We start from the raw sequence: 17,309 nt of genomic DNA, 5'->3' as shown, positions 1-17,309 counted from the left end.
GCAACAGGTCGGTATATATGGTTTTCGGATTCTTCAAGAAGGCGTTAGCGACACCTGATGTCACCTGGCGCCGCAGACTCACCGAACAGGGGGTGCTTGTTGGCCAAGCTGGTGACGGCACACACCTTTCCAGTGAACTCCTGCCTGCCTATCTGGCCCAACTTATTGACGACGGATTTGCCTCCGAGGAGGACTCCCCAGAGGTACTTCTACCTTGGGCCTCGGTCTACGAAGCGCTACGCAGTCCCGGTTACGACGAACTCGCAGCGGTCCTGGAGTTGCCACCATTCACTGTCAGTGAGGTGATGCTGCAAAGCAGGAATTCGTTGACTGACGAGGACTTTTCCATCGCAGTCTCGGGTTGGCGTTCCAAGGTGCCGCGTGACGAGCAACCCGAAGTTAAAGGCGCCATGCTGGTGCGCGATGGGCTTATGGAACTGATGCGGCCCGAGCAATGGGATCTGTTTACGGAGATTGTCCAGTTTGCTCGAAGACCTGTGGAGCTGCGGGGCGAACAGTTGCATCGACAATCATGGGGGCGTATTCGCACGCTGGCCTTGAAGGCCGGCGCCCGACTCGATGACTTCCTTCATCGATCCGTGGTGCTTACGCCGGAGCGACTCGATATCGGGCTTCGGAAGTCCGCGCTTATCGCAGACGACAGCGTCATAGAGATTGAGCCCACCTTCGAGGGCGCACCGTCAGACTGGCTCGAGCGCTTTGACAGCATCCGAACCGTTCCCGATCGCTATGACATTGTCACATCGGATGGTATCGTACAGGTCCTTGTTACACCACAAGTTAAGACGGTTCTCCAAGAGGTCAAGCGGCTGCCGCTGCGCCGGGTGGCAGGCTCTCGCGCGCAAGCATTTATCCTTAATCCCTATGCCACGCTGGGTCCCGACGCCAAGGATGTCATCAACGAAGATCAGTTCGAAGAGGCCAGGGAACAGGCCGGCCTGCAGTACGAGCGCTTTGTGCCAGCCATCGAGAAAGACGCTACGGGCTACCCGGTACGTGTGGGGTTGCTCATCGAGTCTGCGAGTGCTGCGGGCACCATGACGTCGGAGACAGAGTGGTTGGCCGATGAAGATCTTGCCAAGTTCATCGCCAAGCTGGAGGTATCTCTGGCAAAGGGATTTCAGCTACTGGGCTGGAATGGATACGACCTGGAACTACAAGGTGAGACACCGAACTACCTCTCCGAGCTGCAGGATGCGCTCAAGCAGAGGCTCAAACCCGTAGCCATGGTGTCATATGTCCAGGTCCATGACCTGAGTGCATACTCGGCACGCATCGAAGGGATCGGCGTTGAGAAGCCCTATTACTCACCCTATATCGCCAAAAAGGAGGACAGCGAAGGCTGGTTCCCCGATAACGTTCTACCGCTGATTGCGTACACCCCTGAAGGTGACACTGAGCCCGTGGCCGTACCGGCAACCAAGGATGCTCTGAGTAGGCTTCGAGAGGCTGTAGGTAATGCAGAGGCGACAGGTCAGGACACTGTAGAAGTCTCGTGGTTACCCAAGCCCATGCTCCTCAAAGAGGCCAAGAATATCGTTGGGACCTTTGACGAAGTGCTTGAAGAGGTCAAGACAAGCGCTTTTGACCCCGAGCGCAAGGGGCCTGAGCAAAAGGAAAAGCTTAGCGCGCGGAAAACGCTCATCCTTCGGGCCAACATCCAGACTGTTGACTACGAAGAACAACGTCGGGAGGCCTTGCTTGCACTCCCTGTTGAGCCCGAACTGCCACTGTGTCTGAGTGCGGAATTCTCGCTGCTGCCTCACCAACGGCAGGGCCTGGCGTGGTTGCAGCACTTGCACAAGTCACAGGCAGAGCACCATGTTCGGGGGGCGGTTCTGGCGGACGACATGGGTCTTGGCAAGACGTATCAGCTACTTACCTTTATGGGGTGGCTGGCCGAGAATGACCCAGACGTCGCACCGATGCTAGTGGTGGCTCCCGTGTCCCTGCTGGAAAACTGGAAGGAAGAAGCAGAAAAGTTCATCCGTCCAGGGGTGTTGCCGATCCTAACTGCCTATGGCGAGTCTCTGGCGCCACTAAGGGTACCTCGAGAAGCTATTGAGTCTCGACTGCGTACTGAGGACGGCTTGGTGCGTTTTTTGAAGCCAGGCTGGATCGGAAGTGCGAAGGTGGTGCTGACCACCTATGAAACGTTGCGTGACCTTGAGTTCTCCTTTGCTTTGGAGCGGTGGTCCGTAATGGTCTGCGACGAGGCGCAGCGCATCAAGAATCCTGCGGCTATGGTCACACGGGCTGCGAAAAAGCAGAACGTTGGCTTCAAGGTGGCGTGCACGGGCACGCCCGTCGAGAACACTTTGGCGGACCTATGGTGCCTGTTCGACTTTGTCCAGCCGGGGCTGCTTGGAGCATTGAACGACTTCGGCCAGCGGTACCGAAAACCCATCGAAGCTCGCAACGACGAGGAGCGCTCTCGGGTAGAAGAGCTTAGAACCCGTATTTCTCCACAGATCCTCCGGCGCACGAAGGCAGAGGTGGCCAAAGACCTGCCACAAAAGATCATTGATGAAGATTGTCGGCGACTTCGCCTGTCGACTACTCAGCGCAACCTGTACGCCAAGGCGATTGAAGATTTCAAGAAACGAAATGACCCGGCAGCTACGGTCCCATTTAAGAATCATTTGGGGCTTTTACAGTACCTGAGATTACTTTGCACCGACCCTCAGCGCTATGGGTTGACGGCGTTTAAACCAGAGCCTCTGCAAGACTATAGAGCTAAGGCACCAAAGCTGGACTGGCTGCTTGGGCAGCTTGAACTCATCCGGAAACGTGGGGAGGGTGAGAAGGCTATTGTCTTCTGTGAGTTCCGCAACATTCAGCGTTTGTTGCAATATTACATCGAGCAGACATTTAAGCTTAGGGCGGACATTATCAATGGCGAGACGAGCGCGGCAGCGAGCCACACCGCTAGTCGGCAGAAGCGCATCAAGGCCTTCCAAGAAAAGCCTGGCTTCGGGGTCATCATACTGTCCCCAGTGGCCGTAGGATTCGGTGTAAACATCCAGGCCGCCAATCATGTCATCCATTACACAAGAACCTGGAATCCGGCCAAGGAGGATCAGGCGACGGATCGCACATATCGCATTGGGCAGAAAAAGGATGTCTATGTCTACTACCCAGTCGTGATTGCTGATGACTTCTCAACCTTCGACGTAAAGCTAGATCAGTTACTGACCAAGAAGCGGGAATTGGCCGGCGACATACTCAATGGCTCTGGCGACTTGAGCCCCGGAGACTTTGAGATAGCTGATGTGATTCCTGATGGCGATGTAGCTGGGCTACAGGAACGAATCACCTTGGACCTTGCCTTACAGATGGAATGGCGGCACTTCGAAGGACTAGCTGCAGCGTTATGGAGCAAGCAAGGTTTCGATTTCAGCTATTGCACTCCTGGCACGAATGATCAGGGTGTCGATGTCGTAGCTATATCAGACGGTCAAGGTGTTTTGATTCAAACCAAGACTTCGAGCAATGAGGGAACAAAGCTAGGCTGGGAGCTTATCAAGGATCTTGCGGGCGGTGAGGCTTTTTATCAGCGCAAGCATCCCAACGTGCACTTCAAGAAAATTGGAATGACAAATCAATTTTTCAATGCCCAAGCACTTGAGCAAGCTGAATTAAACGATGTGACCTTGGTTGACCAGAACCGGTTGGGGGAACTGCTTGAGCTGTTCCCTGTAACGATGCTTGAAATTGAGCGGGTCTTGTATTCCAACTGGAGAGATACAGCGGACACATAGCCAATGCCATGCGGTGAACTGATAATTTGCTACATGGCCAGAAGCAAGTTAAACAACAGAGTGTCTAGAAAATCCATGACGATTAAGTATCTATCTGACGATTGGTCTTGCTAGTAGGCGGGGTTACACGAAATGAATAACCCCATAAGTAGATTTTTACCAGAATATGTGGAAAGGGTCTATCGAGTCTTCCCCAGGTAAGGGTTTGGTAACCAACGTTCGCGATCTGGCCCTTTCACTCCCCGGATTTTCTGGGGGGAGACCAAATCATCTGGGTGTTCACTCCACAACCCAGAATCTATCTTTACTTCGGGATTGATTTTAACTTTTAACCAAGGGTCATCAGCTTTCATGACCTGGTCTTGAGGCTTTTCTCCATGTTTTGGTCTCTGTTTTTTCGATTTACATAACAGCAATCCAAAACCGGCGATCACGGCAGCAGCAATGGCTGTCTCGAGATGACTGCTATCGTTGGACAACAGTTTCCCTGTAGCATCAGCCCCCTCTGGTGTTGACAGGTCGGCCACGATCTTAGCTTCTGTTTGGAAGGTATAACTTCCAAAGTTGGTTTCTATTTTCGACGTTTTTTTCACAGTTGTTGTAGCCATTGATGTTCTATCTCTACTCGCCATACCACAATCCCCTTGCATTCAAGTACATAAATATAGCCCCAATTACCTGTGTCGAATACCGCCCTAAGTCGGTATCGCCGTCGGTGTTGCCGATTCCGTCCTCAAAATTGGATCCCAACCAGTAACCATTTTTCAACTTGCTTGGGTCAGGCCTTCACAGTGGGGAGCATCGTTGATGCGAGGACTGAGATGCTCTCGCTTCATCATCCATACTTTCTTTCTTCTCCCGGCCACGGACCGTGAAGTAGACCTTCCTATCTGCCCCTGATGGATACTGTTGATCACCTGCATCAGCGCCTCGTTTCGTGGATCCTGCTGATGGTCGGCGAACAGTTCTCCCTGGTGCATGTTGGCCTAGGTGAAGGGAAAAGTGCTTTGCGCCAGCCATCCACTCCGTGAGCATGGTCCTTGGACAGTCATGGTGCTGCCTGAGCGGATACGCAGAGGTAACGCTCGCAGCAAAAAATAAGAAAAGCCCGCCATTGCGGGCTTTGTCACATCAGTCACTCTTACAACTTCGCTTGGATTTTGACGGCAAACTGCCTGGCAGTGGCAGAAATGTCACTCGGGGTTCCGAGCATGGCGGGCAGATGCTCTACGCGTCTGATGATCACTTGTTCCAGCTCTTCCACGCTAGGGGCCGTAGAGAGCAGTTTCAGCTGTTTCATGGCAAGGCTGAACTGCTGCTGATCTGATGGGTGAGAGCTGAACCACGTTGGTCGGGACAACCAGGGTTCCAGTGCTTCTTCGATCGACATATTCATCTCCTTTAGGGTGACATGGCCTCAGTGGCGCATACATATTAACCCTGTGCTTGGTTGTGCAACAATTGGCTCCGGCAGTAGGAGATTACAGCTATCATAGAGCGCAGGAATGTGATGCTTAACAGGGCATAGATGGCCTGACCGGGTTATGTGGTACGGTTGGCTATGGGACTGGCGCTGCACCGTGTAGAAGAGGAAAAAGGATGTCTAAACACATTGGATATGCAGTTTACAGCAAGTTTGAAAGCGGGTATTTGGTCACTGCATCTCCAAACAATTATCACTGGGATCCTGCGTCAGCAATGATGTACGTGACTGTCGCCAAGGCGTGGGCATCGGCAAACCGCCGTGGCCCTGGATATGCGGTTGCCGTTGCCATAGTACGTAATGAGAGCGGAGAGCTGCATCATGAGGAGCTGCCTATTCCAATGAAGGCTGCTCCTGGTAGTTGGATGGTTCGCATCCAGGATGAGGGACTACAGCTCGGCCCCCTATACATTTCAAGCCTGAATCGAGATGGTAAGTCTCGTGCATCCACAGAAATTCGCGATGCCAGAGGGTTTAGTCATGAGAAGGCAGTTGAGTTGGCGGCAACCTTCGAAGGTAAGCAAGGTCGAACTGTGAGTCTGGAGCAAGTACCGAGCTGAGTGGTGGTTGGATTTGAACTGCGAGAGGGAGGCAAAGGCCACAACGCATGGATAGCGTATTCAAAGCACCAGCTCTAAAGATGGTGGGTTGGGGGCTACTGCAAGGCGATTTCTTCGATCTGTACGACGTCGCCGAAGTGCTTGAAATCCCCAGTGGTCAGGCTGGTGATCTAATGATCTACTTGCGCACGTTGAAATGCGTCGAGCTTGTTGCTGAAGTCCGGAGAGGGCTTAAAGAGGAAGGGAAAGTCTACAAGCGGATTTTCATCAAGGTGCTCTGCATTCACCCCGAAGCTCCGCCAAGTCCCAAGAAGGTACCGCTGGTGCCAAAGTCGGCGTCTATCCAGCAACAGTTGACCAAACTGGTCAAATTCATGCCTTCACCGCGGGGATTTCGCTGATAGATGTGGTGTAGCGGGTGCTCAATTTCTCTCTCTCCATCATCCACTCTCTGGTGTCCCAACCATAGTGGCAAAGCAGACCTCCCCCAATCTTCCCTGACTGATCTTGTCGATCACTTGCATCAGCACTTCGCTACGGGGATCTTGCAACTGATCAGCGAATAGATCCCCCATGCGGCCGGCCACCTTGATCGGCAGTTGAGCACTATCGGGTGATATAGGCAGGGCTACGGCCCCGCTATGCATTGTGGGCGAATTGTCAAAATGTTCAGGCTGAACTGGAATGGTCGTTCACGTTAAACCAGAATCGATGCTTATGACCGGTCGGAATATGCTCGAGGGGTTACTCGAGGTCGCCGTAGGGGTTCACGTCAAGAGCGCGCCCATCCTCGCCGAAGTCGCTATCGCCATCGTCGTCGTACTCGTCATCAGGCTCGAACCCGAACGGGAGGTCGTTTTCCTGTCCCACGAGCTCATGCAGGAACTCGTCCTGGCCTGACCCTAATTGCTCGTTGACCGCCATGATCTTCTCCTCTGGTACTTAATGTGGCGGTACAATAATAGGAGCGAATCTGGATCAGGACAAACTCCTGAGGTGGTTGGGGTGTCCGTTTTAATGCCGCTGAGATTTGACTCTCTCTCGCTCCTTCTGTCGAAAGCTCTTGATGTATTCAGCTGTGACCAAGGAGTCTGCATCGAGCTCCGTGATGCAGTTCAGGATGGTAGCCATGGCGCTGTCAGACAGTCTGAGATTGGATGGAAGTGAGCCGCCGAGTGCGTAGTCATCGAGTTTGGCTTGGAAAGCACGAAGGACGTCGTACTGTGATGGCTTTCTGGATGAGGTGCCAGCCTCAGTTTCAGCGTCGTGGGCGTACACTTCCGATTGCTCCGCGTCGCACGCCAACTCCTCAAGAAGGTCTTCGATGCTTGGCCAGTACTTGTACTCATATTTCCGCGCAAGGCTTAAAAATTCATCCTGGGGATACATGGTATATAGTGGGTTGTGCTCACCTGCACGATCAAGTAGCGCGGCCAGACCGGTTTCTCTTTCACACCCGAACCCAGCTCGATTGCAGATCTCCTCTCTCTCCCTCAGCAAATCAGCCAGACGAGAGGCGAGATCCGATATGTCCTCGTTAACTTGAATGAGCCTGCTACGATCTTCCCTGGCCTTGCGCATGTCGCCTTCATCCCAGAAGGTGAATGTACTGACCAGCGCGTCCAGAAAGCTAGCCACATACCGCTCCAAGGTGAGCAGTTCACAGAGTTCTTCGTAGACTGGTGCCATAGTTTGGCTTTGCCGGAGCAGAACCCTGACTGTGGCGTTGATGGAGGGGTATATAATGTTCTGCTCGTTGTACTCTATTTCTTTCCTGAGAATGCTTTCGCACACTTCGGCTGCTTCGATTCTGCTCTTGGTCATTGGGCAAGTCCCCTTCATTGAGTCCATGCCTATGGTACTTATGGCGGCGGCCATGTCGGTATCTATAAGAAAAAATATTCAGGGGGAATAGATACCTAGCTGCTGCGCTTGCTTGCTGGCGGTGTGCGACGGCAAACTGACCAGTCATTTGCATCGAATCTGACCGGCATGCTTCATGACCCTAACTGGCAGGGATCACCCCAAACCGGCTGGTCACAATAGGCAGCAACCGGCCATGAGCAGCCGTTTAGAGTAGAGAAAATAAATCTGTCCCCTTTTCAATCGGTGACAGGCTGGAAGGCCGCGTGGGTCGGCGCTCTGGTGCTGTGAGCCGATGCTTTCACAGAACTTTGCTCCGCGGTCAGCGAAGCATACGAAAGGCGACCGTTCTCATTTGTCGAAGCCCCGTAAGGCGGGTAGCGGAACCTCGGCTTGAGGCGAGTTAGGTGAGGCCACTGGCGCGGGCACTAGCGACCGGGTTTGAACGCCAGGAAGTCCTCCATGGCGTGGAACTCCAACTGCTTGGCCTTGCGCGTGGGAGACAAGTATGCCGCAATGTCGTCAAAGATGGCATCGGGATCCTTCAGATCTGAATCTGTGTAGACAATTATGGGGATGCCACGCTTGCGGAAATATGCCTTGAGCTTGCGCATCCCCTTCTCGAAGTTTGCCTGGGCCTCTTCATTGATTTGCTTTTGGGTCTTGTCACGGGTGCCCTCCAGCCTGCCATGGGTTGACCAGGGCGAAAGCTCGAACCCGACCTTCGATAGGGTAAAAGGATCAATGATGGTGAAGTCGAGGCGATGCTCATGGCGCGCCACCTTTCCACCATAGCGCAGTTCTGGAATCAACAGCGGCACTTCCAGTGGGTTCTCGCTATTGAGCACGAAATTGCAGTAGCGCTTGGCAATCGCCATTTCATGTTCGGAGCCAGAGTTGCGCACCAAGGTCTGGCGGAAGAATTTCAGGTAGTGATCGACGGAGGGAAACTCGATGCGGTCATCTTCATCAGGTATCACGAATCCAGTCTGCAGAATGTGCCCGATGGTCCAGTAGTTCGGTTTGAAATGTCGAATTTCACTCTTATCGTTCTCCCAGGCTCCGTTTTTGAACCGGGGGGTTACCAGGATCCCGTAGGACGCATTCTTTTGACCTATCCATATCTCCGCATCCTCCACTTCCGGACGCTTGCGGGCCAGAGCATCGAACTGACGCAGGTAGGTTCGAGTGAGGAATAGCTTGAACCAGCGACGCACCTTCTTGGAGTTCTTGATATGCGCATGGGCCTCGTAATAGGGGTTGCCAGGCCGCGCGGCAGATCCGAGGTTCTCCAGAGCCTCGAGGAACCCACGGAGATAAAGCGCGATGAACTGCTCGGGCGAATCGATGACTTCATTCTTGATGTCGATGTACTCGGCGTGCTTCCCGCCATAAGTGGCATTCAACGAATGTTCGCTGGGATAGCCGGTGATATCTAGGACGTCCTCCTTGAGTTCATTTATCTGCACTGTGAGTTCGTTAATCTGGCGATTGCGCTGCGTTTTTACCGGGTCTCTGGGTGCCACCGTAACTGTCCCTTTCCTTGGTCGTTACGCCGCGGGGTGTTCCTAGCGCGGAGCTGGAGTGCGGCGATTCGCAGTTTATAATCCATGAATTTTCGCACGCAAGGGCCAATATCACCACACCAGCGTGTTGCGTTGACAAGTTGAATCTACAGGCGACGCTTCTTAGGTTTGAAGCAACAGACAGGAAAATTTGAACAAGCTCGAAATTCCCCATACGGCCCGGTGCGCAGCACCAATACACCTTGCTTGCATGCCGGGCAACTCTCCTCATGGATAGCTTTCCCATCGGTGTCGGTGATTGAAACAGCCCCTTCTTCTGCTAACTCACGCAGGAAGCTAGAGTAACGTCCACGAACGGTGAACATTGCCACGCTACGCCGAGCTCGAGTCAGAGCAACATAGAACAATCGCCGTTCTTCTCCCTGCGGGAAATTGTCCCCGCTGGGCATGGCCAGGGTTAGCACGGGATCATCGGTACGTGTGTTGGGGAAGCTTCGCTCACGCAGGACACTGAGCATCTCGGGTAGGATAACAAAGTCCGCCTCGGCGCCCTTGGAGCGGTGGATAGTCAAGAACGATACATCCAGCCAACGCTCAAAACGGGATTTACCTGCTGGCAGGTATTGGCGATCGGCGTTGTAGCGGCCGAGCACGTAAACCGAAACCTTGCCATTGCGGCCTAGGGGGATTGTGCCGTCGCGAACCCCCTCCGCCAACGTCATTACGAACCGGTCGACCGCATCGGCCAACTTCTCTTTGTTGTCCACCTGGAAGGCTTCGAGCACTGGGCCTTGAGCCGGGGTGACGGAACGTACCCGTTTGGCGATCTGGGCAGGGTTCTTGGACACGAACGCACTGGACACGTCGCACAAGGTTTGCGGGCAGCGGAACGTTTGTTCCAGCTTGAGTACTTGCCCATGGCCGAACCACTGTCGAAAAGCGGTCATCACCGACACATCGGCACCAGCGAAGCGGTTGATGGACTGCCAGTCATCGCCCACGGCAAACAGGAACCGACCAGGCTTCTGGACTAAGGCGCGGCACAAACGGGCACGGGCCCGTGAGGCATCCTGGAACTCATCAGCCATCACCAGCTCATATGGTGCTTCATAACGATTACTCTCCAAATGCTCGGCAGCCAAGTTGAGCATGTCTTCGAAATCGATGCCTCCCTCGGCCGCCAAGGCTGCATCCCAAGCCTCCATGATAGGAATCGCGATATTCAGGAACATCCTGTGGCGGAACTTGAACCCGTCCTCTGGCATGGCGTCCAACCGCTGATGTAGGGATGAAAATGTTAAACAGTTGCTTTTGGCATGGCTGATGAACGTGCGCACCAGCCCGGTCAGATCGGCCGACTCCATTGGCTGTTGTCCACCCTGAGGGATCTCCCGATCCGGGTTAGGGTCTAATAACACTCCACGGGAAGTCAGCTCGGCTGCCAACCGATCAAAATCATTGCCATTGCGAAGGCCGTGGGAGGTGGTCTCGAACAACGAGGAGCCCATCTCACTGTGCTTCTGGCGCTTCCAATGGACCCCTGCCATGTAGCCCTCAAAGTGGGTAGGGGGCATGCCTTGTGCGTCAAGAGCGAAGTGTTCGTGGTACAAGTCCAGGTCGGGGTAGTAAAAATCAGGCTTGTATTGGCGATGGTCTTCATCGGCGGTGCTGTGCTTGTAAGGTTCTTCGTAGCGGTAATTCACCCCGTTGTAGAAAAGCCAGTTGGCGATGATCGCCTCTTCTTGGCTCTTCACCGTCTCGCCATGGGCTGTGCGGAGCAGACCGTTGCCTTGGCCGTCCCATAAGTCGGCATTTCCTGGCGATCCCAATGAGGGCAGGTCTTTTCCGAATACTAAACGGAAAAGATCCCAATTCATTCGAAATACCGTGGAGCGGTCTTTCAACTGGTCGATAATGTCGGTCAGCTTGCGAAAGCCGCCTACGGTATCGGTGGCCCAGTCAGGAATGTCCGGTTTTTCGCCCGTTGCCTTGCCAATGATGCGCAGGCCTAAGGCATGAAAGGTCAAGGCCTCTACCGTCACTCCCGACATACCCAAGCGCTCGAATGACTTGGCGGCACGCTCTTTCAGCTCTTTCGCAGCTTGCTTGTTGAAAGCCAGCAGCACGATACGCTCGGGAGCCACAATCCTCCGGTGGATCGCGTAGACTGCCTTGGCCACCATGGTAGAGGTCTTACCGGAACCGGCCGAGGCCACTACCTGCACCCGGTTGTCAAAACAGATGACGGCTCGGGCCTGCTCCGCCGTCAGGGGCTTACTTTCCACCCGACCGAGAAGCTCCTTACAATCTTTCAGTTCCAATTCGGTGTGCGTGAGGTTGAGCCTTGACCAGGTAGGATAGGGGTCGGTTTCCCATGCGATTAAGGAACGTTCCACCGCATTGGCCTTTGGACCTAGTCGGTCCATAACGCCAGGTTTCTTCAACCTGGTCCGTATGGAATTGGCGTCCACTGAAGGGCGTGCCGCCATCACGGCGGCTTGCTGTTCATGAGTGAACCACCGCCGCGCTTGGTGACAGTGTTGTTCCTGGCTGGTTTTGTTTTCCAGCCATTTGTTGATTGTTCGTAGGTTGCCTAAGAGAAACTCTACGTCCTCACGTAAACGCTTCTCGGCCAGCAGCAAGTTCAGAGTGTGGGTTAGGGTCGCGCTTTGAGTGTTGGGCAGGCCATCCACTTTTACCTCTGACCCTTGTCCTGGATAGAGGGTGATACCTGTCCAGAGTATGCCTGGCTGGATGCGATAAGCCGTCTCTTCTTCGGCGTGTACCCGGTGAGCACGGCCTTCCGCCGTTAACACCAGTTCAGGGCCATCCAAGCGCAAATGCCAATTAAACGATCCAGTCAGATGCAGCCCTAAGAACGACGGCTCCCACTTAGTCACAGCCATTTCAACCTCACCCGTACTTCGGATATACCTTTCAGTTTTTCTCAACTCACGATTAACGCCGACACGCATCTATTGTTGCGGCGGAGGCATAACCCCGGCGACGAGAAGCGCAGCTTGTTGATTGTGCCAGGACAGAATTACGACGCCTGTTTGTTTTGCCGAGATCTTGAACTGGCTCGTACCTATTTGGTTCAGCAGACGATTGAACAACCGACAGACAGGGATGCCGATGCCACTTGTGCGTCGGGGCTGATGTTAGCCCAGTGTTAGCCCGCCTCAAAAGAAAATAAGGCTCGCATCGCTGCGAGCCTTGCTGTATCTGGTGCCGGTAATAGGAGTCGAACCTACGACCTTCGCATTACGAAATAAATGTGCACGTATGCTTAGCATCATATGGTGGAATGATCTCTACATGAGACCTGACTTAACTCGGCGTATTTATCAGAATGGTTTCGACACTGGTGATCTTGAGGTATTGGTACAAATGTACTCTAAAGCTGCCTTTCACGACACCTCCACGTGAGGCAACAGTAGCACCTCGATTTGAAACCAGAATTTAACCATTAGAAAAAAAAGTGGGGGGATATGTGGGGGGATTAAATCAACATTAAAGTTAATGGCTTGAACTTATTGTGTTTTTTCATTAAAAATGCCGGTCACTGACCGGTATTTTTTTATTCCATTCCCGTTTCACCTGACCCAGTTCGCGGCTCACTTGTCCTGCCAGCCCCTGCAATGACAAACCCGAGGGGTTGCCTCGGGTTTGAGTGATGGACAAAGGGGCTGTGTTATTCCAGCAGGAAGACGGCTTCTACATTGTCAGTGATGCTGATCTGCTGCTGTTGATAGCTGTTTTCCATCATGTCGGCGGCAGGGGCTGCCGCAGCCTTCATGGCACGGGTATAGACCGGCATGGGGGAACTGTTGCGGTATTCAACGCTATACACCTTGCCAAGCTTCATGCCGAAAGCCTTGGCCAGGGATTCCGCCTTGCTCGTGGCATCAGCAACAGCACCAAGCCGGGCCTGCTCCTTGATGACCTGTGGTGACTTCAGGCCGTACTCTATCTGGGTCACGGACTCCAGACCCGCCTTGAGGGCGGTGTCCATCAGCTGGCTCAACTTGTCGAGCTGGTAGAGTTTGACCGCCAGCTGACGCTGGGCACGGTAACCCACCATTTCGGGTTGCTTGTTCTGGGGATACTGGTACTCGGGGGAGATCACCAGATTGCCAGCCTCCACGTCGCTGCGCTTGATGCCCAGGCTCTCAAGCTGGCCAAAGAAGGCAGCTACCTTGGTATCTACCTGCTGTTTGGCCTTGATGCCCTGCTTCTCCAGTGCCGTGACGGCGACATTGAGCGTCAGCATGTCTGGTTCAGCCTTCTGCTCCGCATAGCCACTGACGACCAGATGAGGAGCCTGGGGAACCTCGATGGCAAGCAACGGAGCACTGACAACCAGCGCGGACAGGGTAAGAAGGGGACGCCACATAAAAAAACCTCCATCATTTAGATGGAGGTCATTATGCATGTCGTCGATTGGGATTCATATATCGTGTGTCGGCGGTATCTGGTCCAGCACCTGATTGGTCATGTCGATATTGATGCTGATCTCCCCTCCTCCTGAATTGCCATGACTTGTCATCACGGGAGCAGGCGCCTGGCTGCCAAACAGCGACTCATCCTCAAAGTGGAACGAATCCCACGACAGAACATGACCTTGTGATGGCAGATTCGGCTCGGACGTCGTCACGACGGCCAGCGCTCCCCAGTCAAGCTCCTCACCGTGGCTGAGCAGCCCCTGCAAGGAGGTATCACTCAGGCTCTGCAACGAATACTCCTGCTGCCCCCACTCATGGCCGACCAGCACCATCATGTGGGGCAGGGGGGCATCCTCTGCTGGCGTGAAGCTGATACGAGAAGCGGCAAAGTCCACATTCAGCAACCCCGCCACCTCACCATCTTCGCTCTCCAGCTCCAGACCATTGAGCGTGTCACCTGTCATCGTGGCCTGATAACCAAAGCGGCCGGTGCAGACGATATTGTCCTGCCCGTTCCAGCTGTAGCGAATGCCGTCGATGTCGACCCAGTTGAATGACTGCATGGTGACCCTCTCCTGATACTGCAGCTATCTTATCTGCCCACTCCATCAAATAACAGGGGCCGGGCACACCCGGCCCCCATACCCTGCTTACGGATCGACCTTGAGGTTGCCCTGATCCAGCAGATCCTGAATGACCTGCAGATTGGATTTACCGGCCGTCAGATCCACGTTGTCAAAGAGGATGGTATGAGTCGTGGTGCCACTTCCCGCTCCATCGAGATCAATGGTCAGGGTTGACTTGCCACTGCCCGGACCAGAAGCAAAGGTAAGGTAGTGATCCAGTGTGCTCGCATCGGCATGCTCACCACTGAGCAGTTCACTCAGGTCCAGGACATCTCCATTGGCCCCCGTGGTGAAGTCTTTGATGGTATCCGTGCCTCCTGCATCACCTGCCATCCATTTGAAGGTATCCTTGCCAGCCCCACCAGTCAGGGTATCACTGCCGGTACCCCCAATCAGCAGGTCGTCGCCCCCACCACCACTCAAGATGTCGTTACCTGCCAGTCCGCTCAGGACGTTGGCATTGCCATCGCCGGTCAGGCTGTCGTTGAACATGGATCCTACCAGATTTTCCATGTTGCTCAGGCTGTCTGTCCCTGCCCCTCCGGTATTCTGACTGGCACCATTGACTGTGACCGTGACCCCAGCAGCGCTGTCGAAGTAACTGGCCGTATCATTGCCATTGCCGCCGTTCAGGGTATCGTTGCCAGCGCCACCGATCAGGAGATCATTGCCCTCACCACCATTCAAGGTGTCGTTACCGAGTCCTCCAAGCAGGATGTCGTTCCCGGCATTGCCGTTGAGCGTATCGTTTCCAGATCCCCCAATAAGGATCTCGTCGAGATAGCTCCCGGTAAGTGTCAAACCGCTCTGCACATCCACATACACCTTGGCCGTATCTGTGGTCGTGCTATTGGTGTAGTTGAACGAACCCTCGTAAGAGTTGGGAGTCGCATTGCCGGAGGTATCATCAAATGTTACCGAGCCTGCATTGTCTGTGACGGTCCCTCCAACGGCTCCCGAGACGCCCGTGATCATCTGGGTCGCAGCCAGAGGCCCGGTGTCATTGGCAAGCAGAGCCCAATCCGGAATGGTCGCGGGGTCCTGGTTGGTGATGATAAAGTCATCACGAACCACGGTAGGACCGACCGCCGGGTTGATAACGATGGACAAGGTGCTGGACGCAGTATCCCCATCGTTGTCTATCACACTGTAACCCACGACCTGGTTTATCCCCCCGACCGGAATGGATGACGGCGGAGTATAGGTGTAGGCGCCGTTGTCCATGTCCACCTTGAGGATGCCGCCTGCAAGTGTAATGGTCCATTCGTTGGTCGTTGTATTGAAGGTCCCGGCTGATGTCCCTCCCGAAACGCCGGCGGAGTCCGTCTTCTGGTTGTAGGTATAAGTCACCCCCCCCACGGTAATGGCATTGAGCCAGCCACCATCGGCCCCAGCACTCGCCGCTACACCGTTTATAAGTTGTCCTGCCAAGGGCGGGGCTACCACGGTGCTCAAAAGGGTCGCGGTCAGTTGGCTGAAGTCAGTCACCACCACTGCGGTGGTATTTGCCGGGCTGGCACCACTGACCCCGTTGTAGGCAATGGGATCCAGTGCAGACTGGGTCGCTCCCGATCCCATCCCGAGCGCGTACGAATTGATGTTGTTCGCCGTCAGGAAATCGGCCCAGTCCTTGGTTTCACCGCTCAGCGTCGTGCCGTCACCATCGATCCCGTTTCCACCGCCAAGCGAGTTGTTGCCATCAGGAACTGTGGCGGGGGTACCGCTCAACGAGTTGGCATTTGGCAGACCATCCGACATGAAGTAAGAGACATTTTGCGCATTAGCAAGTTTACCTGTATCGCCAAAGGCTTTGATTGCCTCGTTCAGTGCATCATCGTAGTTGGTCGAGTTCGTGGGGGTAAGGCCAAGGATGATGGCCTTGGCTACATCGACCGAGACCCACACCCCGGTCGGATTGGCGGCTGAAGTGGAGAAGGTCACGATATTGACCATGACGCTGCCGTAGGCGCTGTATTTGTCCAGCAGCTCCAAAGCGGACTTTTGCATCACCTGCATCCGAGTCATGCCTTGATAGCCCGATGGATCACCCATACTGCCGGAGATATCGAGGATCAACATCAGATTCGTGTTCTGCACCTGAGTCGCCTGGCCTGCATTGGTAACAGCATTGGCAATGGGGGCATCATCGCTGATCACAACCTGCAGGTTACCCGTGCCACTGTCGCCACTGGCATCCGTAGCCGACACGACGAAACTCGGACCATTCGCTGTATCACTGTTGCCTTGAACGTTGTGAGTCAGCACATTGTCTTTGAGCGTGTAGGTATAATTCACCGTGTAGACACCGGCTGTGGGGCCGCTGACACCGGTTACCGTCAGCATTCCTTCCGTATTGTTGATCAAGGTCTGACTGCCGCCACTGGTCAAGTTGTAAGCCTGCCCACCGATGGTCAAGGTAGTCAGATTTTCCCCCTGGGTGTTGATGGTGAAGCTGCCATTGAATATCTCCGAATTACCACTGGCAGCCGTCCCCTCAGGCAGTCCCTCCTCATCAACCGTCGCATTGCCGATGGTCAATACAGGGACACGGGTATCCTGAGCAATATTGATGGTAAGAGTTGCCGGATCTGTATCACCATCGCCATCTTTGAGCGTGTAGGTAAATACCTCCGAGGCACCCACGGGAACCGATGCCGCCGTGAGCGTATAACTGTATTCGCCATCCAACCCCATGGTTAGCGTCCCATACAGCCCGGTCACAGTGAATCCACCGGCAGGATTACTGTCTGAATTGCCGTTCGAGCTCACGACCTGGCTGATTGCCGCACCATCCGCCCCCATGACGTCCACCCCGGCACCGGCTGTGCCGCCGATGGTCCCCGCCCCGGTAATGACATTACCCGTCACCGGAGTGAACACACCTTCAGTGGCACTGTCAGCATCATCGTTGGCCGTCGGCACGTCATCGACGATCTGCACGCTCAGGGTGTTCGAGGCCGAGTCCCCGTCGCTGTCCACCAGGCTCACCGCGAAGTCTTCGAACAGGCTGTTGTTGCCGTTCGC

14 protein-coding genes are annotated in these 17,309 nt (G+C 54.4%); 3 read left to right on the top strand and 11 right to left on the bottom strand.

Going from position 1 to position 17,309, the window contains the following annotated elements; translation table 11 throughout:
* Positions 1–17 precede the first annotated feature (17 nt).
* A complete protein-coding gene (locus AB5Y47_RS01470; RefSeq protein WP_368219662.1) occupies positions 18–3,782 on the top strand; it encodes an SNF2-related protein in 3,765 nt (1,254 codons plus the stop codon).
* A 179-nt stretch (positions 3,783–3,961) separates the two neighbouring features.
* Here AB5Y47_RS01470 and AB5Y47_RS01465 read toward each other — a convergent pair whose 3' ends face one another.
* The 3 genes from AB5Y47_RS01465 to AB5Y47_RS01455 all read right to left on the bottom strand — a co-directional run bounded on the left by AB5Y47_RS01465 (position 3,962) and on the right by AB5Y47_RS01455 (position 5,172).
* Positions 3,962–4,390 carry a hypothetical protein gene (locus tag AB5Y47_RS01465; RefSeq protein WP_368219659.1) on the bottom strand — a complete coding sequence of 143 codons (429 nt, stop codon included), beginning with the start codon at positions 4,388–4,390 and terminating at the stop codon, positions 3,962–3,964.
* A gap of 156 nt (positions 4,391–4,546) precedes the next feature.
* Positions 4,547–4,705 carry a hypothetical protein gene (locus AB5Y47_RS01460; protein WP_368219656.1) on the bottom strand — a complete coding sequence of 53 codons (159 nt, stop codon included), beginning with the start codon at positions 4,703–4,705 and terminating at the stop codon, positions 4,547–4,549.
* 218 nt (positions 4,706–4,923) lie between these two features.
* The gene (locus AB5Y47_RS01455) at positions 4,924–5,172 is read right to left on the bottom strand and encodes a hypothetical protein (protein ID WP_368219653.1); all 249 of its coding nucleotides are present in this window, start codon (positions 5,170–5,172) and stop codon (positions 4,924–4,926) included.
* A 209-nt stretch (positions 5,173–5,381) separates the two neighbouring features.
* On the opposite strand from AB5Y47_RS01455, the gene AB5Y47_RS01450 reads away from it, so the two are divergent.
* Positions 5,382–5,825 carry a hypothetical protein gene (locus AB5Y47_RS01450; RefSeq protein WP_368219652.1) on the top strand — a complete coding sequence of 148 codons (444 nt, stop codon included), beginning with the start codon at positions 5,382–5,384 and terminating at the stop codon, positions 5,823–5,825.
* Between the two features lie 47 nt (positions 5,826–5,872).
* Positions 5,873–6,226: a hypothetical protein gene (locus AB5Y47_RS01445; RefSeq protein ID WP_368219650.1), complete on the top strand. Its 354-nt coding sequence runs from the start codon at positions 5,873–5,875 to the stop codon at positions 6,224–6,226.
* Here AB5Y47_RS01445 and AB5Y47_RS01440 read toward each other — a convergent pair.
* From AB5Y47_RS01440 to AB5Y47_RS01405, 8 genes are all read right to left on the bottom strand, one after another.
* Positions 6,198–6,266: a DUF4113 domain-containing protein gene (locus AB5Y47_RS01440; protein ID WP_368219777.1), complete on the bottom strand. Its 69-nt coding sequence runs from the start codon at positions 6,264–6,266 to the stop codon at positions 6,198–6,200. The two genes, AB5Y47_RS01445 and AB5Y47_RS01440, sit on opposite strands and share 29 nt — an antisense overlap.
* 303 nt (positions 6,267–6,569) lie before the next feature.
* On the bottom strand, positions 6,570–6,749 hold the full coding sequence (locus AB5Y47_RS01435; RefSeq protein ID WP_368219648.1) for a hypothetical protein: 180 nt from the start codon (positions 6,747–6,749) through the stop codon (positions 6,570–6,572).
* A gap of 90 nt (positions 6,750–6,839) precedes the next feature.
* A complete protein-coding gene (locus AB5Y47_RS01430) occupies positions 6,840–7,649 on the bottom strand; it encodes a hypothetical protein (protein WP_368219646.1) in 810 nt (269 codons plus the stop codon).
* A gap of 467 nt (positions 7,650–8,116) precedes the next feature.
* Positions 8,117–9,214: a hypothetical protein gene (locus tag AB5Y47_RS01425; RefSeq protein WP_368219643.1), complete on the bottom strand. Its 1,098-nt coding sequence runs from the start codon at positions 9,212–9,214 to the stop codon at positions 8,117–8,119.
* A 146-nt stretch (positions 9,215–9,360) separates the two neighbouring features.
* Entirely contained in the window at positions 9,361–12,120 is a 2,760-nt protein-coding gene (locus AB5Y47_RS01420) for a UvrD-helicase domain-containing protein (RefSeq protein ID WP_368219641.1), read from the bottom strand.
* A gap of 788 nt (positions 12,121–12,908) precedes the next feature.
* Entirely contained in the window at positions 12,909–13,610 is a 702-nt protein-coding gene (locus AB5Y47_RS01415; protein WP_010675156.1) for an SIMPL domain-containing protein, read from the bottom strand.
* A gap of 54 nt (positions 13,611–13,664) precedes the next feature.
* Positions 13,665–14,222, bottom strand: a complete 558-nt coding sequence (locus AB5Y47_RS01410; protein WP_010675157.1) for a hypothetical protein — start codon at positions 14,220–14,222, stop codon at positions 13,665–13,667.
* 87 nt (positions 14,223–14,309) lie between these two features.
* Positions 14,310–17,309, bottom strand: a 3,000-nt coding sequence (locus AB5Y47_RS01405; protein ID WP_368219639.1) for a type I secretion C-terminal target domain-containing protein, incomplete at its 5' end; no start/stop codon positions are given.

The sequence above is a fragment of the Aeromonas sp. R7-2 genome, assembly GCF_040908105.1.
GTDB classification, from domain to species: Bacteria; Pseudomonadota; Gammaproteobacteria; order Enterobacterales; family Aeromonadaceae; genus Aeromonas; species Aeromonas caviae.
This window is presented reverse-complemented; position numbering and strand designations above follow the sequence as displayed.

Coding starts and splice junctions, on each gene's coding strand:
- AB5Y47_RS01470 (WP_368219662.1), top strand. CDS start 18: ATGGTTTTCGGATTCTTCAAGAAGGCGTTAGCGACACCTGATGTCACC.
- AB5Y47_RS01465 (WP_368219659.1), bottom strand. CDS start 4,390: ATGGCTACAACAACTGTGAAAAAAACGTCGAAAATAGAAACCAACTTT.
- AB5Y47_RS01460 (WP_368219656.1), bottom strand. CDS start 4,705: ATGCAGGTGATCAACAGTATCCATCAGGGGCAGATAGGAAGGTCTACT.
- AB5Y47_RS01455 (WP_368219653.1), bottom strand. CDS start 5,172: ATGTCGATCGAAGAAGCACTGGAACCCTGGTTGTCCCGACCAACGTGG.
- AB5Y47_RS01450 (WP_368219652.1), top strand. CDS start 5,382: ATGTCTAAACACATTGGATATGCAGTTTACAGCAAGTTTGAAAGCGGG.
- AB5Y47_RS01445 (WP_368219650.1), top strand. CDS start 5,873: ATGGATAGCGTATTCAAAGCACCAGCTCTAAAGATGGTGGGTTGGGGG.
- AB5Y47_RS01435 (WP_368219648.1), bottom strand. CDS start 6,749: ATGGCGGTCAACGAGCAATTAGGGTCAGGCCAGGACGAGTTCCTGCAT.
- AB5Y47_RS01430 (WP_368219646.1), bottom strand. CDS start 7,649: ATGACCAAGAGCAGAATCGAAGCAGCCGAAGTGTGCGAAAGCATTCTC.
- AB5Y47_RS01420 (WP_368219641.1), bottom strand. CDS start 12,120: ATGGCTGTGACTAAGTGGGAGCCGTCGTTCTTAGGGCTGCATCTGACT.
- AB5Y47_RS01415 (WP_010675156.1), bottom strand. CDS start 13,610: ATGTGGCGTCCCCTTCTTACCCTGTCCGCGCTGGTTGTCAGTGCTCCG.
- AB5Y47_RS01410 (WP_010675157.1), bottom strand. CDS start 14,222: ATGCAGTCATTCAACTGGGTCGACATCGACGGCATTCGCTACAGCTGG.